Raw genomic sequence first — 20,704 nt, forward strand, 5'->3', positions numbered from 1 at the left:
GGACCACGTCAGCCGAACATGATGGCGGCTTCGTCGTACCGGTCCTGCGGGACGGTCTTCAGCTCACCGAGGGCGTCCTCGAACGACACGTGCACGATGTCCGTGCCCTTGAGCGCCACCATCCGGCCCCACCGCTCCTCGACCACGGAGTCGATCGCCGCCAGCCCGAGGCGCGTCGAGAGCACCCGGTCGTACGCGGTGGGCGTTCCGCCGCGCTGGATGTGCCCGAGCGTCGTCGCGCGGGTCTCGATGCCCGTCATCTCCTCGATCACGGGAGCGAGGCGCTCACCGATGCCGCCGAGACGGGGACGGCCGAACGCATCGAGGCCGCGCTCGGTGTGCGCGTTGTCCTCGTGGTCCGGCACGAACCCCTCGGCGACGACGACGAGCGGGGCACGACCACGGTCGTACGCCGCACGGACCCATGCGGCGATCTGCTCCATGCTCGTCTTCTGCTCCGGGATGAGGATCGCGTGCGCGCCGGCCGCCATGCCGGAGTGCAGGGCGATCCACCCGACGTGCCGGCCCATCACCTCGGCGACCATGCAGCGCGAGTGCGACTCGCCCGTGGTGCGCAGCCGGTCCATGGCCTCGGTGGCGATCGCGACCGCGGTGTCGAAGCCGAACGTGTAGTCCGTCGCGCCGAGGTCGTTGTCGACGGTCTTCGGGACGCCGACGATCTTCAGTCCGGCGTCGGTGAGGCGCTTCGCGGCCGCGAGGGTGCCCTCACCGCCGATCGCGACGATGGCGTCGATGCCGTGCCGCTCGAGGGTCTTCGAGATGTTCTCCACGCCGCCGTTCGGACCCTCGAACGGGTTCGTCCGGCTCGTCCCGAGGATCGTGCCGCCCTGCTTCGCGATGCCCTGGATGTCCTTCCGCCCGAGCGGGACGATGTCGCCGTCGACGACGCCCCGCCAGCCGTCCCGGAAGCCGACGAACTCGTGGCCGTAGATCGCGATCCCCTTCAGCACGATGCCGCGGATGACCGCGTTCAGGCCGGGGCAGTCGCCTCCGGAGGTGAGGATGCCGATGCGCATGGGGACTCCAACGTCGGGTGTGCGGGGACGCCTCCCATCATGTCTGACGGTGGTGGGGCATTACCATCCCCGTGTGTCTCTGCCAGCTCCCGTCGCGTCCGGTGCCGCCGACGCGACGGCTGCGGCCGGTCGTGTGGACACCGTGTACCGGCCTGGAGGCGCGGTGGACGTCCGCGCGACGCTCCGGCCCCTGCAGCGCGGCTCCGGCGACCCCGCCTTCCGGGTGGTCGGCGCCGACACGTGGCTCACCCTGCGGACGCCGACCGGACCGGCCTCGGTGCTCGTCCGGCGTGCGGGCTGCGACGCGATCGCGGTGTCCGCGTGGGGCGACGGCGCGGAGTGGGCGGTGGTGCACGCGCCGGAGTTGCTCGGTCGTGGGGACGACTGGTCGGCGCTGGACGTGTCGGGGCACCCGTTCCTGGCGGACGCCCGGCACCGGCAGCCCGGACTCCGACTGCTCCGCACGAACGCCGTCATCGCCGCGCTCGTGCCGGCGATCATGGAGCAGAAGGTCACCTCGCGGCAGGCCTGGCGTGCGTGGCGGTACCTGCTCCGGCGGTTCGGGACGCCCGCACCGGGCCCCGCTCCGGCGGACATGTGGGTGCAGCCGACCGCCGACGAGTGGGCTCGCGTCCCGAGCTGGGAGTGGCACCGCGCCGGCATCGAACCCGGGCGCTCGGCGACGGTGATGCGGGCGGTCCGGGTCGCACCCGCGCTCGAGCGGACCCTGGCCCTCGGCCGCGGCGGGGCGGTCGTCGCCGCGCGGCTGCAGTCGATCCCGGGCGTCGGGAGGTGGACGGCTGCCGAGACCGCGCAGCGCGCCCACGGCGACCCGGATTCGCCGAGCGTGGGGGACTACCACGTGCCGGCCCTCGTCGGGTGGGCGCTGACCGGCGGCCCCGTGGACGACGACGGGATGCTCGAGCTGCTCGAGCCGTGGCGCGGGCACCGGGAACGCGTCGTGCGGTTGATCGGCGGCTCGGGCTTCCGGAAGCCGACGTTCGGCCCGCGCATGACGATCCAGGACCACCGCCACCACTGACCGGGTGCGGTTGGGTTCGGTTCGAACTTCGTTCCCGACGTCGAACCGGGTCAGCGCCGCGGTTCGACGTCGGGAACGAGGTTCGAAGTCGCCGGCGTCCGCCCCGGCTACGGGTGGCGGGTGCCCTCGCCGGCGAGCACGGCGCGGTAGCCCTCGCGGAAGGACGGGTACCGGGGCGCCCAGCCCGTCGAGCGCAGCAGGGCGTTCGAGAGCCGCTTGTCCCCGCCCGCCTGACGTCCGGAGGCCTCGGCACGCGGCGGCTCCGGGGCGCCGAGCTCGGCCGCGAGGAACGTGTACACGTCGTCGAGGCGCACCGGTTCGTCGTCGGTGACGAGGTAGGTCGGCGCCGGGTCGTCCAGCGTCGCGAGGTGCACGAGCGCCGCGGCGGCATCGTCACGGTGGATCCGGTTCGTGTGCGGCGAGGTGCCCGACGACCGCCGTGCCGTGCCGTTCCGCACCTGGTCGACCAGCCGCTCCCGCCCGGGGCCGTAGACGCCCGAGAGCCGCGCGAGCACGGCGCCCGGTGCCCGCGAGCGGAGCAGCGCCTCGGCGTCGAGCAGGACCTCCGAGGTCGGGGTGCTCGCGACCGCCGGGGTGTCCTCGGTCACCGCGCTGCCGTCGTCGACGTCGTACACCGCCGTCGAGGACACCACCACGAGCCGCGGATCGGACCCCGACGCCGCGATGCCGTCGAGGACGTTCCGGAGCCCGTCGACGTAGGTCGCCCGGTACTCGTCGACCTCCCGGCTGCCGGCGGCCACGGCCACCACGACCACGTCCGTCCCCGGCTCGATGCGGGGCACCTCCTGCCGCAGGTCGACCGCACGGCCGACGATCGGCGCGGGCACGAGCTCGGCCCGCCGCCGGAGGCCCGTCACACGGTGCCCCCGTGCGGCGAAGCGCAGGCCGGTCTCGATCCCGAGGTCGCCGCAGCCGGCGATGACGATGTCCACCGCTCCATCATGGGCCAGCGGCCGGGGCGCGGCGGCTCAGCGGTGCTCGGACCCGTCCGGGTCCACCGCGTACCAGACACCGCCCACGCCCTGCCCGGTGACGTCACCGGCCTTCGAGTCTCCGGCGTAGGTGTAGACCGGCCGGCCGTCGACGGTGACCTGGAGCTTCCCGTCGACACCGGTGATCGTGCCGACCGTGCCCGTCACGCCGGACACCGTGGGCTTCGGCGCGTCGGACTCGATCGCCGGCCAGGCAGCGGCGCACCCACCCGTGCAGGTGCTCCTCCCGGAGCCCTTGACGTCCTCGTCGTAGAAGTACGCCGTCATGCCCTTCCCGTCGACGACGACCGTGCCCAGCGAGGTCGACGCGGTCGCGATGCCGTCGTCCGAGCCGTGGCCGCCGCTCGTGGCCCCGCCGTGGTCGTCCGTTCCGTACAGCCCGCCGGACGACGCGGACGACCCGGCCGATGCGGACGAGGACGACGTCGCGGACGAGGACGTCGACGATGCTGCCGACGGCGACGAGGACGCCCCGGAGGACGCCGTCGACTGTGTGGCGCACCCGGCGAGCACCGTCGCCGCGAACGCGACGCCCACGACCAGCAGTGCGGGACGGGTTGAACGGATGGTGCGCATGGGTGACCCCTGTCCTGCGGACCCGGGCCGGGCCTCCCGGCTGGAACGGTTCCGCTCACCGGTGACACGGGACGCCACGCCGGATCGTTCGATCCCGCTCCGGATCGAACGATCCGCGCACGTGCCTCGTTGACCGGGTGTGGAGAGACGAACGAAGGTCCTGCTCGGCATCGCCGCCGGGGTGGTCGTCGTCGGCGCCGCCGGCGTCATCGGCGGCCCGGTGGTCTACGCGGGCCTGGTGAACGGCGCTGCCGACGCCGCGCCCTCGCTCGCGCCGACCGGAGGTGCGACGCTGTCGGCCGCCGAGGCCGACGGCACGTGGACGTCCACGCGGACGAGTTTCGCGGGGTACCGGGTGCACGAGGTCCTCCGGGGCCAGGATGTGACCGTGACCGGACGCACGGAGGACGTCGACGCACGGGCCACCGTCGCGGGCGGATCCCTCACCGCGGCCACGGTCACGGTGCGGGTCGCCTCGATCAGCACGCCCGAGGCCGCGCGCGACGAGTACTTCCGCGGGACCGCGCTGCAGACCGACCGCTTCCCGACGGCGACGTTCCGGGTGACGGAACCCGTCGACGTCCGGGCGGCGCTCGCCGGGACCGACCGTGACGTCGCGCTCCACGGGGACCTCACCCTGCACGGCGTCACGCGCACCGTGACGGCGAAGGCGCAGCTCGGCGTCGACCGCGACGGAGACGTCCAGGCCGCCGGCTCCGTCCCGATCACGTTCTCGGACTACGGCGTCCGGGCACCCGACCTCGGGTTCGTGACCGTGGACGGGCACGGCGCGGTCGAGTTCTCCCTCGAGCTGGCACGGTGACCGTGGACGCCCGGCCGGCCGACGAACTCCTCACGGCACTCCACGGCGAGCACGGTGACGCGCTCCGTCGGTACGTGCTGCACCTCACCGCGGACCGGGCGCTCACCGAGGACGTCGTGCAGGAGACGCTCGTGCGGGCGTGGCAGCGACCGGCCGTGCTGGAACGGGAACCGGACGCGGCACGGGCGTGGCTGTTCACGGTCGCCCGGAACCTCGTGGTCGACGACGCCCGCTCCGCCCGGCGGCGTCGTGAGGTCGGGTCGGACGAGCCCGTCGACGAGGTCGAACCGGACCGTACGGACGCGGTGCTCGACGGCATCGTCGTCGCCGACGCCCTCGCGGCCCTCTCGCCCGAGCACCGACGCGTGGTGGTCGACGCGTACTGGCTCGGCCACACCGTGCCGGAGATCGCCCGACGCCACGGGATCCCGGAGGGCACCGCGAAGTCGCGACTGCACTACGGTCTGCGCGCGCTCCGGCTCGCACTGCAGGAACGAGGGGTGACCCGATGACCGACGACCGCTACCGGGACTGGGACGCCGCGTACGTGCTCGGGTCCCTGCCGACGGACGAGCGGCTCGAGTACGAGCGGCACCTGGAGACGTGCGCGGCCTGCCGCGCCGCCGTCGCGGAACTCGCGGGCATGCCCGGACTCCTCGGACGCCTCCCCGCCGAGGACGCGGTCGCGATCGCGGAGCCGGACGGGAGGCGCGACGCGGCCCCGGGACGTCCGCTCGCCGAGGTCGCGCACCGCGTCCGGACGCGTCGCCGGCGCCGGCGGGTGCTCGTCGCGGCCACCGCGGGTCTGGCCGTCGTCGTGGCCGTGCTCGGCGGGGTCGCGGTCGGTGCCGGTGCTCCCGCTCCGTCTCCCGTGACCCCCGGGGGCACCGCCGTCCCGCAGGCCGGGGAGCGGTACGCGATGTCGTCGGGCAGCGGACTGACCGTGGACCTCGACGTCACGGGGAAGGCGTGGGGCACGCGGTTCGACTGGGGGTGCGAGTACGGCGGTCGGGACTGGGGGACGGGCAGCACCGTGATGTACGACCTCGTCGTCGTGCGGAAGGACGGGACGCACACGACGGTCGCGTCGTGGAACGCCTCGGGCCGCCGCGCTGCCGGGCTGGCCGCGGCGACGGACGTGCCGCTCGCGTCGATCGCGTCGGTCGAGGTCCGCCTGCACGGACAGTCGCGATCGCTGGCGTCGGTCGCGCTCTGACGCGTCGGCGCGTCCGCGCGGTCCGGGCGCTCAGCCGTCGTCGGAGCCGGGCCCTCAGCCGTCGTCGGAGCCGGCGTCCGGGTCCGGGCCGATCGCGGCGTCGAGTCGCGCACTGACGGACCGGAGGGTCTCGGCGTCCGTCCCCACGGGCCTCCAGAACAGGTCCTCGAGCGCGCCCGTGTGCGCTCGGATGCCGGCGAGCACCGCACGGCGGCCGTCCGCGGTCATCACCACCCAGCTGCCGCGCCCGTCCGTCGGGCAGTCGGCCCGCTCGACCAGGCCGCGCGCGACCATGCGGGTCACCTGGTGGCTCACGCGGGACTTCTCCCACCCGATGCCCGACGCGATGTCCCGCACCCGCAACCGGTGGTCCGGGTCGCGGTGCAGTCCGATGAGGATCTCGAACTCCGGGATCGAGATCCCGGCGCCCTGCTGCACGGCGTGGTCGAGCGCGCGGTCGAGCCGCCTCCAGACGTCGTGGTAGGCGTCCCACGTGGCCCAGTCGTGGCCCTCGGCCCCCTCGTTCGACATTGCGCCAGCGTATCCACCTCCGGCGCACCCGACGGTGGTCAACCGTCCGGCCGACTCAGGGGACGCACACGGTTCGCTCCGAGGTGCGGTCGGCGGTCCGGCATACGATCGGAGCATGCCGAGCGCCCGACTGCAGGACTGCACCGACGACGCCGTCGCCCTCGTGCGGCGGTGGTCGGCGGCGTCCGCGGGGACGAAGCCCGACCCCGGCGCGGCGCGGCTGGCCGACGTCCTGCGGGACGAACACGGGCTCGACTTCACGCGCGGCTTCGTGGACAAGGTGATCCGCCCCGAGGACCCGCGGGTCGCCGCGCGCAACCTCGAGAAGGTCAGCCAGGACGTCCCCGAGTTCCTCGCGTGGTACCTCCGCGGTGCCGTGTCGCTCGGCGGCGGCTTCGCGACCATGGCGCCGTGGGCGGTGGTCCCGACCGCCCGCCGGATCCTGCGCCGGATGACCGGCCACCTCGTCATCGACGCGACCCCGTCGAAGCTCGGTCCGGCGCTCGCGAAGGTCGGCGGCCCGGGCACCCGGTTGAACGTCAACCTGCTGGGCGAGGCGGTGCTCGGTAGCGCGGAGAGCGACCGACGGCTGCAGGGCACGATGGACCTCCTCGCACGGGACGACGTCGACTACGTGTCGATCAAGGTGAGCGCCGTCGTCCCGCAGATGTCGATGTGGGCCTTCGACCAGACCGTCGAACGGGTGGTCGACCGGCTCGTGCCGCTCTACCGACTCGCTGCGTCGGCGTCGACCCCGAAGTTCATCAACCTCGACATGGAGGAGTACCGCGACCTCGACGTCACGCTCGCGGTGTTCCGGACACTGCTCGACCGTGACGAGTTCCTCGGTCTCGAAGCCGGCATCGTGCTGCAGGCGTACCTGCCCGACGCGGCCGGCGCCCTCGACGCCCTGACCGCGTGGGCGCAGGAACGCCGTCAGCGCGGCGGTGCCCCGATCAAGGTCCGGCTCGTCAAGGGCGCCAACCTCGCGATGGAGCGGGTCGACGCGATCCTGCACGGCTGGCCCCTCGCGACGTGGGGGTCCAAGCGGGAGACCGACACCGCCTACCTGCGGCTGCTCGACACCGCACTCACCCCGGAGCGCATCGACGCGGTCCGGATCGGTGTCGCCGGCCACAACCTGTTCGACCTCGCCACCGCGTGGACGCTCGCGCAGCGCCGCGGGGTGACCGACGGGGTCGACGTCGAGATGCTCCTCGGCATGGCGTCCACGCACGCCGACGCCGTCCGCGCCGACGTCGGACAGGTCCTCCTCTACACGCCGGTCGTGCAGCCCGACCAGTTCGACTCCGCCATCGCCTACCTCGCACGCCGGCTGCAGGAGAGCGCCAGCCCCGAGAACTTCATCGCGAGCGCGGCGGACATCGACCACGACGAGAGCGTCTTCGAGCGTGAACGCGGACGTTGGCTCGCCTCGGTCGAGGCGCTCGACGCTCCCGACCCCGTGCCGTCGATCAACCGGACGCAGGACCGACGGCTCCCGCTCGGCGAGCCCGTCCACCGCGAGGGCTTCGAGAACGTCCCGGACACCGACCCGGCGATCGCGGCCAACCGCTCGTGGGCGCTCGACGTCCTGCGCCGGGTGCCCCGGTCGCAGCTGGGTGCGCAGACGATCCGAGGCGCGAAGGTCGCCGACCGCTCCAAGCTCGAGCGCATCATCGCCCGGACCGCGCAGGCCGGCGTGAACTGGGGGCGGCAGGACCCCTCCGACCGCGCCGAGCTGCTCGACCTGATCGCTCACGAACTCGAGACCCGCCGGGCGGACCTCATCGAGGTGATGGCCGCCGAGACCGGCAAGACCCTCAGTGAGGCGGACACCGAGGTCAGCGAGGCGATCGACTTCGCCCACCACTACGCCGAGAGCGCCCGGCGGCTCGGCACGATGGACGGCGACGGCGCCCGGTACGTGCCGCCGCGCCTCACCGTCGTCGTGCCGCCGTGGAACTTCCCCGTGTCGATCCCCGCCGGGGGCGTCCTGGCGGCGCTCGCGGCCGGGAGCGGCGTCGTGCTCAAGCCCGCTCCGGAGGCCAAGCGCTGCGGTGCCCTGCTCGCCGACGTGTTCTGGGACGCCGGGGTCCCGCACTCCCTGCTCCAACTGGTCGACCTCGACGAGGACGAGCTCGGGCGCGACCTCATCGGGCACCCGACGGTCGACCGCATCATCCTCACCGGGTCGGCGGACACCGCCCGGGCGTTCCGCTGGTGGCGCGCCGGGCTGCCGCTGACGGCGGAGACGAGCGGGAAGAACGCGATCGTGGTCACGCCCTCGGCCGACCTCGACCTCGCGGTGCAGGACATCGTGCAGTCGGCGTTCGGGCACGCGGGTCAGAAGTGCTCCGCGGCGTCCCTCGTGATCCTCGTCGGGTCCGTGGGCGAGAGCGAACGGTTCCGGCGTCAGCTCGTCGACGCGACCCGCACGTTGCGCGTCGCCTGGCCGGACGACCCCACCGCACAGATGGGTCCGGTCATCGCCGAGCCGACCGGCAAGCTGAAGGCCGGACTGACCGAACTCGGACCGGGCGAGTCCTGGCTCGTGCAGCCCGCACCGCTCGACGACTCCGGACGGCTGTGGTCGCCGGGGATCCGCGACGGTGTCCGGCCGGGCAGCGCCTTCCACCAGACCGAGTACTTCGGCCCGGTGCTCGGCATCATGCGGGCGGAGACGCTCGACCAGGCGCTCGCGATCCAGAACGGGACGGACTACGGGCTCACGGCGGGCATCCACTCGCTCGACGTCGACGAGGTCGCGGACTGGCTCGCCGGGGTGCAGGCCGGCAACCTGTACGTCAACCGCGGCATCACGGGCGCGGTCGTCCGTCGGCAGCCGTTCGGCGGGTGGAAGCGCTCGGCCGTCGGCACGGGCACGAAGGCCGGCGGCCCGCTGTACGTGGCCACGCTCGGACGCTGGGAGCCCCTGCCCCGAACCGTGCACAAGAGCATCCAGCTGCAGGGGCTGCCGCCGCGCGTCACCGCCGTGATCGAGGCCGCACGCAGCGGCCTGTCGTTCGAGGAGTTCGACCAGGTCCGGGCAGGCGCGCTGAGCGACGTCCGGGCGCGCACCACCGAGTTCGGCGTCTCGCACGATCCCTCCGGACTCGTCGTGCAGCGCAACGTGCTGCGGTGGCGGCCCCAGTCCGTGATCGTGCGGCAGGCCGAGGGGGCCACCACCGGTGACCTCGTCCGGGTGTTGGTCGCCGCGACCGCCGCTCGTGCCCACCTCCTGCTGAGCACCGCCCGGCCCCTGCCCGGCCCGCTCACCCAGCTGCTCGCGTCCAGCCGGTCGCCCCTGCACGTCGTCGACCACCTCGTCGAGTCGGACGACGAGTTCCTCCGTCGTGCCGCGTCCGGCGACGTCTTCCGGCAGGAGTGGTCCACCGGCGACGACGAGCCCCAGGACGCCCTCGAGACCGTGCTGTCCCAGGGGCAGGACCGGCCGGCGCACACGGCGTTCGGCGGCCCCGGCGCCCGCATCCGACTGGTGGGCGGAGACCCGCTCGCGCTCGAGGAAGCCCTCGGCGCGAGCGTCGACGTGGCCGTCCACGACGGGCCCGTGGTGGAGGCCGGGATCATCGAGATGCTGCCGTTCCTGCGAGAGCAGTCGGTCTCGATCACGGCGCACCGCTTCGGTGACCTCGACCCGGACTTCTCGGACCTCCGTGTCTGATGCCCGCGCCCTCCGGGCCGAGGGACTGTTCAACGGCCGGGACCTCGGGGGACTCCCGCGCACGGACGGATCGACCACCCCGCACGGCCGGGTGTTCCGCTCGGAGGGGGTCGACCGCCTGAGCGCGGCGGGGTGGGACACGCTGCACGCCGCCGGCGTCCGCACCGTCGTCGACCTGCGTGCACCGTCCGAGACCGCGAAGGACACGGGGACGCGTCCCGACTGGCTCACCACCGTCGTCGTCGACCACGACGGGTCGGACGCGGCACCGTCGTTCTGGGAGGCCTACGGGGAGACCGGGCTCGTCGGGACGCCGCTGTACTACGGCCCGCACCTCGCCGAGCTGCCCGAGCGCACGGGGGAGGCGCTGCGAGCCGTCGCCCGTGCCCAGCCCGGCGGGGTGCTCTTCCACTGCGCCGGCGGGCGGGACCGCACCGGGATCGTCGCGCTCGCCCTGTTGACGATCGCGGGCGTCGACCGGGAGGCGATCGTCGCGGACTACCTCGTCACCGTCGAGAACGCCCCGGCGCTCCTGGCCTCGATCGGTGTCCCGCCGAACGAGGAGAGGATCGAGGCGCTCTGCGCGGAGCACGGCACCACGGTCGAGGGCGCGTTCCGTGCGGCCCTCGCCGGCTTCGACGCCGACCGCTTCGTCGAGCGCTCGGGTCTCACGGCATCCGACCTGGAGGCGCTGCGCACCTTCCGCGCGCACGTCGCCTGAGCGGCGACCAGCGCCTCCGGGCCGGTGCCGGGGTCAGTCCTCGACGTCGCCGGCTTCCTCGTCCTCGACGCCGGTCTCGTCCATCCGGTCGCGCAGGTGGTCGGCCATCGCCCCGGCGCCCTCGTCACGGTGGTCGTTGTCGACCTGCTCGATGAGGCCGTGCAGCTTCTCGTGGTTCGTGGCCTCGGTGGCGCCGTCCATGACGGGTTCGGTCTGCTCGTCGTCGCTCATGCCCGCGACGCTACGCCGCGGTGGATGGACGTCGGACCGCGGCGTGCGCATCGTGGAGGTCGGTGGCCCGGTACCGCAGCTCGGTCGCACCGCCCGAGAACGACGTCGTGTCGAGCAGTTCGAGCACCGGGGTGGGCGCGGCCACCGGGAGCAGCGGCGCCCCGGCCCCGAGTGCGATCGGCATCACCGTGACGCGCAGCTCGTCGAGCAGCCCGGCCTGCTGGTACTGCGCCGCGAGCAGCCCGCCGCCGAGGACCCACACGTCACGCTCGCCGGCGGCCCGCTCGACGACGGCCTGGTGGTCCTCCACGGCGCCGGTGACGAAGTGCACGTCGGCACCGTCCGGCACCGGCAGCTCGCGGGAGGTGAACACCCACGTCGGCAGGCCCGGGTACGCCCAGGTGTCGTCGTGGGCGAGCAACCACTCGTACGTGGTCGCGCCCATCACGATCGCCCCGACGCCCGCGAAGAAGCGGTCGTGGTGTTCCCGGAACGGCTCGAACCCGAACTGCAGCAGCCAGTCGAGGTCGTCGTCGGGCGCGGCGACGAACCCGTCCAGCGAGGAGGCGACGGAGTAGATCGTGCTCATGCCGGCGACGCTAGCGACGGCCTCCGACAGCGCCGGGCCCGGTCCCGACGGCGGTCCACTCGGCGATGGTGAGCACCAGGGCGGTCACGACCTGACCGGCGGCGAACCCCCGACGGCGTCGGTCGGCGACCGCGACCGGGACCATGGACGCCCCGTGCAGCACGTCGACCAGCCCGCTCAGCGTGTGGGCGTCAGCGGTGCCCGAGCGTCCGACGAGCACCGCCTGCGCGAGCTGCCGCGCCGCGAGGACCGTGTCGAGGACGGGCTCCGCGCTGCCCCGGACCGCCCGGACCCCGTGCACGATGCCGACCACGGCCCGGAGCGCCACGGCTGCAGAGCCCCGGGCGGCCGGTCGGCGGGCCGTGCGCGTCACCGCCGTCGTCCCGCCGCCAGGGCCACCGCTCCGGCCGCGCCGAGCACGGCGCCGAGCAGCCCGTTGCCGAGCCGGCGGTGCTCCACCCACCATGTCTGCGGGGACCACGCGTGGGCGGCGTCGTCGAACACCCCGTGGGCACCGTGGTCACCCGGCACGGGGTCGTACAGGTTGTCCTGCATCTCCAGGCCGTCCTTCTGCGGGTTCTGCTGCCCGGACACGAGCGTCTTCGCGGCGTACCAGTCCGCGAACCGCCCGCTGATCCGGTTGCCGAGGATCGTGTACACCGTGGACTCGCCGACCCAGGTGCGACGGCGGGGCCGTTCCGCCACGGTGGCGATCGCCCGGGCACCGACCTCGGGCTGGTAGATCGGGGCGACGGGCTGCGGGTGGTGCGGCAGCTTCGACTTCACCCACTGGAACTGGATCGTGTTGAGCGCCGGCATGTCCACCCGGGACACCCGGACGTTGCTGCCCTGCTCGATCAGCTCGGACACGACCGACTCGGTGAACCCCACGATCGCGTGCTTCGCCCCGCAGTAGGCGGCCTGCAGCGGGATGCCGCGGAACCCGAGCGCCGAACCGACCTGGATCACCTGTCCCCGGTCGCGCGGCACCATCCGGGTGAGGGCGGCCCGGGTGCCGTTCACGAACCCGAGGTACGTGACCTGCAGGGCTCGCTCGAAGTCCTCCGGCGCGGTGTCGAGGAACCGGCCGAACACCCCGACCATGACCCCGTTCACCCACAGGTCGATCGGCCCGAGCTCCTGCTCGACACGGTCGGCCGCTGCTTCGACGGCCGCACGGTCGGAGACGTCCGCGACGAGGGCGAGACCACGGCGTCCCGCTGCCTCCACCTCGGCCACCGCGGCGTCGACCCCGTCCTGCCCACGGGCGAGGACGGCAACGTCCCACCCGCGCGCCGCCAGTTCCCGGACCGTCGCCCGTCCCAGTCCCGCCGATCCTCCGGTCACCACTGCCACTCGCGTCATGCATCCGTTGTACGCACGGGGCCGCCCGGCCGACTCAGCCGTTGTCCCCCGCCCCGACCGGAGACGCGCCACCGGACGGGTCAGCCGGGCTGCTCCTCCCGCCGCCGCGCCGTCGCCAGGTGCGACCGCACGTGCAGCAGCACCGGCTCCTCGTGGGGCGCCTGGGGGATCGCCTCGAGCGAGAACGACTCGACGACCCCCGGCCCGAACAGCACGCAGACGGTCGAGCCGCCGAACTGGAAGTACCCGAGCTCGTCGCCCTTGCCGATCCGCGCCCCGGGCTCGATCCCGTCGCCGATCACGCACGAGGACACGTCCGACATCCCGATGAACACGACGGCGACGAGACCGACCGCTGGGTCGTCCGCGTCGATGACGATGACCGCCCGCGTCGCGACGTGCGCGAGGTACCCCTGCGACAGCGTGGGCTCGGCGGCATCGGAACCCTGCGAGTCCGCTTCCGAGTAGTAGGTGCCCGGTTCGACCCACGCGCGGACGATCCGGCCCGACACGGGGCTGTGCCAGCGGTGGTAGTCGAGTGCGCTCAGGAACGCCTGGAACACCGTGCCGCCCACGAACGCGTCCACCGACTCGTCACCGGCGAGCAGCTCGTCGAGGGAGTACGGCTCCGCCTTCGCCCAGAACTCGTCGCGGCGGTGCACGTCGCTCGCGATCCGGTACGGCGTCGCCTCGCACGGGCTCACGATCACGGCGTCGTCGTCGGGATCGGCCACGGGGCGCTCGCCGTCGCGGAACCGTCGCGTGAAGAAGTCGTTCCACGACGAGAAGCCCCAGTGCGGGTCGTCGGGGTCGTGCTGGAACTGGTCCATGCCGACCGCGCGACGGGCGGCGTCGCTCCGCCAGCCGGAGGGCGTGTCCACGATGACGTCCGCCGACATGGGTGAGGAGAGGAACGTGCACCACGAGTCGAGGATCTCCCGCAGCGCGGCGTTGACCCGGGGGTCCCGGTAGAACGCGAACCCGGCGGGCGTCGCCTTCGTCCAGTCGAGCACGCCGTCGAGCGGGGTCATCACCATCTGCTCGTCGCCGTACTCCGGCGCGCTGCGGATCACCTCGTCGACGAGGGCCAGCAGCTCGTCCAGGCTCTCGAGGTGCCGTTCGGCGTACTGCCTGCTCGTCGGCACCTGGGCGATCATCTCGTTCGCCTGCATCCGGAGCACGGGGTCGCCCTCGACGAGGTCCCGGAACGCGGCGACCGCCGGGTGCAGCTCCTGGTCGGGCTCGCGCTCGGCGAGGCGTTCACGCTGCCCACGCAGCCAGGATTCGAGATGGGCCTGTTCGGCGGGCAACCACCCGGCCCGACGACGGACGTCCTGCGATGCTCCGGTCACGACTCCGGAACGTACCGGAACGACCGTGCGGCGGTCTCAGCGGACGGCCCGGTCAGCGTCCGAGACCGAACCGGGTCGTCACTCCGGGGGAGTACAGGACCGAGTCCGGCTCGAGCTCGGAGAGCGCGAAGGGCAGCCCGGCCGCCCCGACGAGGTCGTCACGGAGCGACACGACCGACGCCCGGTGCAGCGGCCACGACTCGTGCTCGTTCGGCCAGAACCGCGTCCGCCCGAACCGGTGCACGTGCATGCCCCACCGAGCCGTCAGGAACGTCTCGAGGTCGGTCGGCTCGACCACGTCGCCGATCCGCACGTCGACGAGCGAGCGCAGGTGCGTCCCGTGCCGCCGCATCGCGTACGCCACCCGACCGGGCGCGGGGCGGCGCTGCTCGGCGATGGCCCACCGGTACGGCAGGCCGGTCGCCACCCGCGCGCCGACGGTCGGCGCGAGCTTGCCCGCGTCGAGCGAGAGGAAGACGACCCCGCGCTGCCCGCGGTCGTCGACCGTGTACACGCGGACGTTGACCTCGACGAAGTCGCCGATGCTCCCCACCGACACCGGTGGGAAGCGGGTGTCCTCGAAGCGGAAGCAGATGAGCCCCACCCACGTGGTCGCCCCGTCGTCGACGCCGTCCGCACCGAGGGTGTCCGGACGGGTGCCCGCCGGCAGCAGTGGCGCCACCGCGGAGACGTCGACCCGCCAGTGCACGAAGACGACGTCCCGCCAGGCCTGCTCGATCCACGGCCGTCCGGTGAGCGCGGGCGCGACGGCGGACGGGAGGCGCGGCTCGGCCGGGTCCGGCAGAGCTGCGGTCACGAGGTGGTCTCCTCCGGCGCGATGTGTCCAGCCACGGGCGCGTCGTCCCACCCCTGCTGCGGCGTGTCGCACGTCCCGCGGAACACGTACTGCGACGGCCGCTTCCGCTCGCTGGACGTCCAGTCGATCGCCGGGCGTCGACGCTCCGGTGGCAGGTAGCCGATGCGGTACACGGCCATCAGCTCGAGCGACTCCGGCACCCGCAGCAGCCCCTCGATCTCCTCCCACGCGCCGGGGGTCTCCATCGGGAACGAGACGAACTGGATGCCGAGACCGAGCTCCGTGGTGGCGAGCCAGATGTTCTCCATCGCCGCGCCCATGCTGAACACCGAGTAGAAGCCGGACAGCTCCTCCTTCCGGTACTCGTGCCGGTCCAGCATCACCCCGAGCAGCAGTGGCGACCCCGCCACGAGCTTCCGGTTCTCCTCACCGAGGGTGTGCGGCACCCGCAGCGTGTTCATGAGCAGTTGCCCGCGCTTGGTGAACACCTGCTTCGTGAACGGCTTGAGGGGCCCGGGGAGCTTGTCGAACAGCATGCCGTCCCGCCGCTCGTCCATCTCGGCCTGCGAGAACCGGAAGTACGGCTTGTAGCGCTCGAAGAACGTGCCCTCGGCCATGGTCCTGGTCATCGAGGAGCCGCTGATCTCGGCGACGCGGTCGATCGTCTCGCGCTCCTCGACCAGGACGAACCGCCACGGCTGGCTGTTGAGCTGCGACGGAGCACGACCGGCGAGCTCCATGAGCAACCGCTGGTGCTCCTCGGACACCGGGTCGGGCAGGAACGCCCCGTTGGTCGTGCGCCGGCGTCGGATCGCCTCGAAGAGCTCCACTGGTTCCCTCGTGTCTCGTGGTCCCGGTCACCGTCTGGCGAGCAACGCCCCCAGGTAGGACGGCGCAGCGGCGACCGCGACTCTCCAGTGTGCTCCCGAGCGCGGGTTCGTGCGTGGAGCGACGGCGAGCGGCACGAGGGCGGGCAGCAGGAAGAGTGTGGACCGGTCGCGCGTCCAGACCGGGGTGGTGGCGGCGACACCGGTGAGCGTCGCCGTCACGACGAACAGCCCGTGGTGCACGACCCGGAGCTTCCTCGTCCGGATGACCCGCACCGCCACGGCCGTACCCCACAGGCAGTTCGCCAGGTACGCCAGCGCGGCCGAGGCGACCAGCCGCCGGGCGGCACGCGATCCCGTGGGAGCCGAGCCGCGCCTCCCGGCCCTCGTCGTCCGTCGCATGCCCGCGACGCTACGCGGTCTCGCGGCTCACGAGCTTCGACAGCACGATCGCGCTGCGCGTGTGGTCGACCTGCGGTGCGAGTCGGACCTTGTCGAGCGCTTCCTCGAGTGCCGACAGGTCCTTCGAGCGCATGTGCACCACGGCGTCGGCGCTGCCGGTGACCGTGCCGGCGTCGATGACCTCGGGCACCGTGTCGAGCAGGGAGCGGAGTTCGTCCGGTGAGACGGTGCCGCGGCAGTAGAGCTCCACCCAGGCCTCGGTCCCGCGGTCCTCGACGGCGGGGTCGACCTTGATGGTGAAGCCCTGGATGACCCCGTCGCCCACGAGCCGGTCCACCCGACGCTTCACGGCGGAGGCCGAGAGCCCGACGACCGACCCGATGTCGCCGTACCCGGCGCGGGCGTTCTCCCGGAGTTCGTCCAGGATGCGGTGGTCGAGCGAATCCATTGCACCCATGCTACGCGGAGTCGTTGCACGTCCGGCCGGTCCAGCGCACGAAACGTGCGTGACCCGAACGGGTGCCAGCAGCGTCACGGCGGGGGACTGCACCTCCTGGACGGTCTGTGCGAGGATCGTCGTGGCGTCGACCTGGTCCGCTGCGGTGAGTGAGCCTGCATCTCACCGGAGCTCTTCTCCCGTGGTGGTTCCTGGCAGGCTCGGGCCCCGGTCCCTCCAGGAGGACTGATGTCGAACACCGCACCCGAACCGCTCACCGCGCCGGCCCGGACGGCCACCAAGCGCTCGATCCTCATGTGCAAGCCGACGCACTACACGGTGAGCTACCGGATCAACCCGTGGATGCACCCCGAGGACCCGACCGACACCTCGAAGGCCGTGCAGCAGTGGCAGTCCCTCGTCGACGTGTACGAGCAGCTCGGCTTCGACATCGAGTACATCGACCCGATCGAGGGCCTGCCGGACATGGTCTACGCGGCCAACGGCGGCTTCGTGCTCGACGGCATCGCGTACGGCGCGAAGTTCCAGTACCCCGAGCGTCAGCCCGAGGGCCCGGCGTACATGGAGTGGTTCCGCTCCGCCGGCCTGACCGTCGCCGAGCCCGAGGAGACCAACGAGGGCGAGGGTGACTTCCTGCTCGTCGGCGACACGATCTTCGCCGGCACCGGCTTCCGGTCCGACAGCTCCTCGCACGAGGAACTCGCCCGCATCTTCGGCCGCGAGGTCGTCACGCTCAAGCTGATCAACCCGAACTTCTACCACCTCGACACCGCGATCGCCGTGCTCGACCCCGAGCCCGACGCCTCCGGCCGGTCGAACATCGCCTACCTCGAGAGCGCGTTCGACGAGCCCTCCCTGGCGATCCTGCGCGAGCGTTTCCCGGACGCGATCATCGCCACCGAGGAGGACGCCGCGATCCTCGGCCTCAACTCGTACTCCGACGGGTACAACGTCGTGATCGCCTCCCGCGCGACGACGTTCGCCGAGCAGCTGCGCGAGAAGGGCTACAACCCGATCGGCGTCGACCTGTCCGAGCTCCTGCTCGGCGGTGGTGGCGTGAAGTGCTGCACCCTCGACCTGCACCCGGTCGGGACCGGCACGTCCGTCGCACGGTCGCTCGGGGTCTCGTGATGACGACGGCGCTCGGCACGAACACCGCCGCTGCGCTCGCCGTCGAGGAGCGCTCGCTCGCCCACAACTACAGCCCGCTGCCGGTCGTCATCGCCTCCGGTGACGGCGCGTGGGTCACCGACGTCGACGGCAAGCGCTACCTGGACGGGCTCGCCGCGTACTCCGCGGTGAACTTCGGCCACGGCAACCCGCGCCTGCTCGACGCCGCACGCGCGCAGCTCGACCGGGTCACCCTGACGAGCCGGGCGTTCGTGAACGACCGGCTCGGGCCGTTCGCGGCCGGACTCGCGGCGTTGACACAGACCGACCTCGTGCTGCCGATGAACACCGGCGCCGAGGCCGTCGAGTCCGCGATCAAGGTCGCCCGCGCGTGGGGCTACCGGGTGAAGGGCGTCCCCGCGGGGCAGGCGACGATCATCGTGGCGTCCGGGAACTTCCACGGACGCACGACGACCATCGTCTCGTTCTCCGACGACCCGGCGGCGCACGACGACTTCGGCCCGTACACGCCCGGGTTCCGGACGGTGCCGTACGGCGACGCCGACGCCCTGCGCGCCGCGATGGACGAGACCGTCGTCGCCGTCCTGCTCGAGCCGATCCAGGGCGAGGGCGGTGTCGTCATCCCGCCCGCCGACTACCTGCCGGCGGTGCGCGCGGTGTGCGACGAGTTCGGCGCGCTGTTCGTCGCCGACGAGATCCAGTCGGGCCTCGGGCGGACGGGGCACACCCTCGCCGTCGAGCGCGTCGGCGTCCGCCCGGACCTCATCACGCTCGGCAAGGCCCTCGGCGGCGGGATCGTCCCGGTCTCCGCCGTAGTGGGCAGCCGCGAGGTCCTGGGCGTCCTCCGACCCGGCGAGCACGGCTCCACCTTCGGCGGCAACCCGTTGGCCGCCGCCGTCGGGTCCGAGGTCGTCGCGATGCTCGGCGAGGGCACGTTCCAGGAGCGCGCCCGCGCAGGGGAACCGCTGCTCCGCAGCCTGCTCGACGACCTCGTCGGGAACGGCGTCGTGGCGCACCGGGTCGCCGGCCTCTGGGCGGGCATCGACATCGACCCGTCCCTCGGCACCGGCAAGCAGGTCGCCGCGGACCTGGCCGACCGCGGCGTGCTCGTGAAGGACACGCACGGGTCGACGATCCGCTTCGCACCGCCGCTCGTCGTCACCGACGACGAACTCCGCCTCGCGATCGGCGCCCTCGCCGACGTGCTCAGCGCGCGGAGCTGACGGACCACGAGACGGACGGGAGGCGCAGCGTCGATCGGCGCCGCTCCCTCGCAGGCTCGGTCGGCGCGCCCCGCGCAACGCTTCGCGTCGCCGCTGAGCGGGGCGCGCCCGTCTGCTCGCTGGTCAGACCCGCCAGCGCTCCGCGAGCTGGTCCATGAGCGCGTCGAGCCGCTCGTCGACGACCTGCTCCTCCGGGTGCGCCTCGTACCAGGCGATCACCTCGCGCACGCCCTGCCGGTACGGCGTCCGCGGCCGGTACCACGGCACGAGCGACCGGACCTTGCTGTTGTCGAACACCGAGCTGTTCGCCTTGTCACCCAGCAGCGCAGCGCCCCACTCCGGGTCGACCGCGTTGATCGCGTCCGCCGGCACGTGCACGATCTCGAGGTCGTCCACCCCTGCCGCAGCGGCGATCTCCGCGGCGATCTGGTTCCACGTCGGCGCCTCGTCGCTCGTGATCGTGAATGCCTCGCCGATCGCCTCCGCTCGGTCGAGCAGCCCCGTGAAGCCGACCGCGAAGTCCCGGCTGTGCGTGATCGTCCACAGGCTCGACCCGTCCCCCGTGATGATGATCGGCTTGCCGGCACGCATCCGTGCCACGGCCGTCCACCCGCCGGTGAGCGGCAGCTTCGTCTCGTCGTAGGTGTGCGACGGCCGGACGATCGTCACCGGGAAGTCCTGCTCCCGGTACGCCCGCACGAGCAGTTCCTCGCACGCGATCTTGTCGCGCGAGTACTGCCAGTACGGGTTCTTCAACGGCGTCGACTCCGTGATCGGCAGGTGCGTCGCGGGCGTCTGGTACGCCGAGGCCGACGAGATGAACACGTACTGCCGCGTCCGCCCCGCGAAGAAGTCGACGTCCTGCTGCACCTGGTCGGCGGTGAAGGCGATCCAGTTCACGACCACGTCGAAGCGACGGTCGCCGAGCACGTCCGCCAGTGCGCTGCGGTCGGAGACGTCGGCCTGGAGGCGCGTCACACTGTCCGGGATCGGCCTGCCCCCGGTGGTGCCCCGGTTCAGCACGGTGACGTCGAACCCCTGCTCCACCGCCTCACGCACGCAGGCGGCGCTGATGACGCCGCTGCCGCCGATGAACAGCACGCTCGCTCCCGACATGGATGCTCCTTCGCTCCCGGCGGCGCACCGGCGCGCCGCACGCTGTCGATCCTGCCCCTCAGGGCCTGGGCCGCGCACGGAGCGGTCCGCTGGGTCGGGAGGTGACTTGCCGCTTGCGTCCTGCGTGAGCGGGTCGGGACTACCGTCACGGAACGAGCCGCACCGACGCGGCCACGACAGGAGTGACACGCACATGGAGTACCGCTACCTCGGCAACTCGGGCCTCAAGGTCTCCGAGATCACCTACGGCAACTGGCTCACCCACGCCTCCCAGGTCGAGAACGACGCGGCGATCGCCTGCGTCCGGGCGGCGCTCGACGTCGGCATCTCGACGTTCGACACCGCGGACGTCTACGCCAACACCGGTGCCGAGACCGTCCTCGGCGAGGCGCTGAAGGGCGAGCGTCGCCAGTCCCTCGAGATCGCGACGAAGGTGTTCGGTCCGACCGGGCCGAAGGGCCACAACGACACCGGCCTGTCCCGCAAGCACATCCTCGAGTCGATCGACGGCTCGCTGGAACGCCTGCAGACCGACTACGTCGACCTGTAC

At 72.8% G+C, this 20,704-nt stretch carries 23 protein-coding genes; 9 read left to right on the forward strand and 14 right to left on the reverse strand.

Annotated elements, in window-relative coordinates:
* Positions 1-8: 8 nt before the first annotated feature.
* Positions 9-1,037, reverse strand: a complete 1,029-nt coding sequence (locus tag ACTJKO_RS12170; RefSeq protein WP_440689015.1) for a 6-phosphofructokinase — start codon at positions 1,035-1,037, stop codon at positions 9-11.
* 79 nt (positions 1,038-1,116) lie between these two features.
* On the opposite strand from ACTJKO_RS12170, the gene ACTJKO_RS12175 reads away from it, so the two are divergent.
* Positions 1,117-2,079: a DNA-3-methyladenine glycosylase family protein gene (locus tag ACTJKO_RS12175; protein ID WP_440689067.1), complete on the forward strand. Its 963-nt coding sequence runs from the start codon at positions 1,117-1,119 to the stop codon at positions 2,077-2,079.
* Positions 2,080-2,186: 107 nt separating this feature from the next.
* On the opposite strand, the gene ACTJKO_RS12180 is transcribed toward ACTJKO_RS12175, so the two are convergent.
* Both ACTJKO_RS12180 and ACTJKO_RS12185 read right to left on the reverse strand, forming a co-directional pair.
* Positions 2,187-3,032 carry an NAD-dependent epimerase/dehydratase family protein gene (locus tag ACTJKO_RS12180; RefSeq protein ID WP_440689017.1) on the reverse strand — a complete coding sequence of 282 codons (846 nt, stop codon included), beginning with the start codon at positions 3,030-3,032 and terminating at the stop codon, positions 2,187-2,189.
* A 36-nt stretch (positions 3,033-3,068) separates the two neighbouring features.
* Complete coding sequence (locus ACTJKO_RS12185) at positions 3,069-3,668, reverse strand: COG4315 family predicted lipoprotein (RefSeq protein ID WP_440689019.1); 600 nt, start codon at positions 3,666-3,668, stop codon at positions 3,069-3,071.
* A 139-nt stretch (positions 3,669-3,807) separates the two neighbouring features.
* Here ACTJKO_RS12185 and ACTJKO_RS12190 point away from each other — a divergent pair, with 139 nt between their 5' ends.
* From ACTJKO_RS12190 to ACTJKO_RS12200, 3 genes are read left to right on the forward strand one after another with little or no spacing between them, the layout of a single operon-like run.
* Complete coding sequence (locus tag ACTJKO_RS12190) at positions 3,808-4,491, forward strand: YceI family protein (RefSeq protein ID WP_440689021.1); 684 nt, start codon at positions 3,808-3,810, stop codon at positions 4,489-4,491.
* Complete coding sequence (locus tag ACTJKO_RS12195; RefSeq protein ID WP_440689023.1) at positions 4,488-5,003, forward strand: sigma-70 family RNA polymerase sigma factor; 516 nt, start codon at positions 4,488-4,490, stop codon at positions 5,001-5,003. Before ACTJKO_RS12190 ends, ACTJKO_RS12195 begins: the two co-directional genes overlap by 4 nt.
* Positions 5,000-5,707, forward strand: a complete 708-nt coding sequence (locus tag ACTJKO_RS12200; protein WP_440689025.1) for an anti-sigma factor family protein — start codon at positions 5,000-5,002, stop codon at positions 5,705-5,707. The genes ACTJKO_RS12195 and ACTJKO_RS12200 overlap by 4 nt, the downstream gene beginning before the upstream one ends.
* A 54-nt stretch (positions 5,708-5,761) precedes the next feature.
* On the opposite strand, the gene ACTJKO_RS12205 is transcribed toward ACTJKO_RS12200, so the two are convergent.
* Complete coding sequence (locus ACTJKO_RS12205) at positions 5,762-6,238, reverse strand: MarR family winged helix-turn-helix transcriptional regulator (RefSeq protein ID WP_440689026.1); 477 nt, start codon at positions 6,236-6,238, stop codon at positions 5,762-5,764.
* A gap of 115 nt (positions 6,239-6,353) precedes the next feature.
* On the opposite strand from ACTJKO_RS12205, the gene ACTJKO_RS12210 reads away from it, so the two are divergent.
* Positions 6,354-9,923: a proline dehydrogenase family protein gene (locus tag ACTJKO_RS12210; RefSeq protein WP_440689028.1), complete on the forward strand. Its 3,570-nt coding sequence runs from the start codon at positions 6,354-6,356 to the stop codon at positions 9,921-9,923.
* On the forward strand, positions 9,916-10,644 hold the full coding sequence (locus ACTJKO_RS12215; RefSeq protein ID WP_440689030.1) for a tyrosine-protein phosphatase: 729 nt from the start codon (positions 9,916-9,918) through the stop codon (positions 10,642-10,644). Before ACTJKO_RS12210 ends, ACTJKO_RS12215 begins: the two co-directional genes overlap by 8 nt.
* Positions 10,645-10,677: 33 nt before the next feature.
* Here the strand turns inward: ACTJKO_RS12215 and ACTJKO_RS12220 are convergent, their stop codons facing one another.
* The 9 genes from ACTJKO_RS12220 to ACTJKO_RS12260 all read right to left on the reverse strand — a co-directional run bounded on the left by ACTJKO_RS12220 (position 10,678) and on the right by ACTJKO_RS12260 (position 16,675).
* Positions 10,678-10,875: a hypothetical protein gene (locus ACTJKO_RS12220; protein ID WP_440689032.1), complete on the reverse strand. Its 198-nt coding sequence runs from the start codon at positions 10,873-10,875 to the stop codon at positions 10,678-10,680.
* Positions 10,876-10,885: 10 nt separating this feature from the next.
* Positions 10,886-11,464, reverse strand: a complete 579-nt coding sequence (locus tag ACTJKO_RS12225) for a dihydrofolate reductase family protein (protein WP_440689034.1) — start codon at positions 11,462-11,464, stop codon at positions 10,886-10,888.
* 10 nt (positions 11,465-11,474) lie between these two features.
* Entirely contained in the window at positions 11,475-11,837 is a 363-nt protein-coding gene (locus tag ACTJKO_RS12230) for a hypothetical protein (RefSeq protein WP_440689036.1), read from the reverse strand.
* Positions 11,834-12,829, reverse strand: coding sequence for an SDR family oxidoreductase (locus tag ACTJKO_RS12235; protein WP_440689037.1), 996 nt, complete (start codon positions 12,827-12,829; stop codon positions 11,834-11,836). The genes ACTJKO_RS12230 and ACTJKO_RS12235 overlap by 4 nt, the downstream gene beginning before the upstream one ends.
* 80 nt (positions 12,830-12,909) lie before the next feature.
* Positions 12,910-14,181 (reverse strand): phosphatidylserine decarboxylase family protein, encoded by a 1,272-nt coding sequence (locus tag ACTJKO_RS12240; RefSeq protein ID WP_440689039.1) that lies wholly within the window; start codon positions 14,179-14,181, stop codon positions 12,910-12,912.
* 52 nt (positions 14,182-14,233) lie between these two features.
* A complete protein-coding gene (locus ACTJKO_RS12245; RefSeq protein ID WP_440689041.1) occupies positions 14,234-14,998 on the reverse strand; it encodes a YqjF family protein in 765 nt (254 codons plus the stop codon).
* Complete coding sequence (locus tag ACTJKO_RS12250; protein WP_440689043.1) at positions 14,995-15,828, reverse strand: nitroreductase family protein; 834 nt, start codon at positions 15,826-15,828, stop codon at positions 14,995-14,997. The genes ACTJKO_RS12245 and ACTJKO_RS12250 overlap by 4 nt, the downstream gene beginning before the upstream one ends.
* Positions 15,829-15,855: 27 nt before the next feature.
* Complete coding sequence (locus ACTJKO_RS12255; RefSeq protein ID WP_440689045.1) at positions 15,856-16,227, reverse strand: hypothetical protein; 372 nt, start codon at positions 16,225-16,227, stop codon at positions 15,856-15,858.
* Positions 16,228-16,237: 10 nt separating this feature from the next.
* Positions 16,238-16,675: an Lrp/AsnC family transcriptional regulator gene (locus ACTJKO_RS12260; RefSeq protein ID WP_440689047.1), complete on the reverse strand. Its 438-nt coding sequence runs from the start codon at positions 16,673-16,675 to the stop codon at positions 16,238-16,240.
* A 237-nt stretch (positions 16,676-16,912) separates the two neighbouring features.
* Between ACTJKO_RS12260 and ddaH the strand changes: the two genes are divergently transcribed.
* Both ddaH and rocD read left to right on the forward strand, forming a co-directional pair.
* Positions 16,913-17,815 carry a dimethylargininase gene (gene ddaH, locus ACTJKO_RS12265; protein ID WP_440689049.1) on the forward strand — a complete coding sequence of 301 codons (903 nt, stop codon included), beginning with the start codon at positions 16,913-16,915 and terminating at the stop codon, positions 17,813-17,815.
* A complete protein-coding gene (rocD, locus tag ACTJKO_RS12270; RefSeq protein ID WP_440689051.1) occupies positions 17,815-19,038 on the forward strand; it encodes an ornithine--oxo-acid transaminase in 1,224 nt (407 codons plus the stop codon). Before ddaH ends, rocD begins: the two co-directional genes overlap by 1 nt.
* A gap of 123 nt (positions 19,039-19,161) precedes the next feature.
* Here the strand turns inward: rocD and ACTJKO_RS12275 are convergent, their stop codons facing one another.
* Positions 19,162-20,154 (reverse strand): NAD-dependent epimerase/dehydratase family protein, encoded by a 993-nt coding sequence (locus ACTJKO_RS12275; RefSeq protein WP_440689053.1) that lies wholly within the window; start codon positions 20,152-20,154, stop codon positions 19,162-19,164.
* A 193-nt stretch (positions 20,155-20,347) separates the two neighbouring features.
* Between ACTJKO_RS12275 and ACTJKO_RS12280 the strand changes: the two genes are divergently transcribed.
* The coding region (locus tag ACTJKO_RS12280; protein ID WP_440689055.1) for an aldo/keto reductase at positions 20,348-20,704 on the forward strand (357 nt) is incomplete at its 3' end.

The sequence above is a fragment of the Curtobacterium sp. 22159 genome, from assembly GCF_052045775.1.
Lineage (GTDB): Bacteria > Actinomycetota > Actinomycetes > Actinomycetales > Microbacteriaceae > Curtobacterium.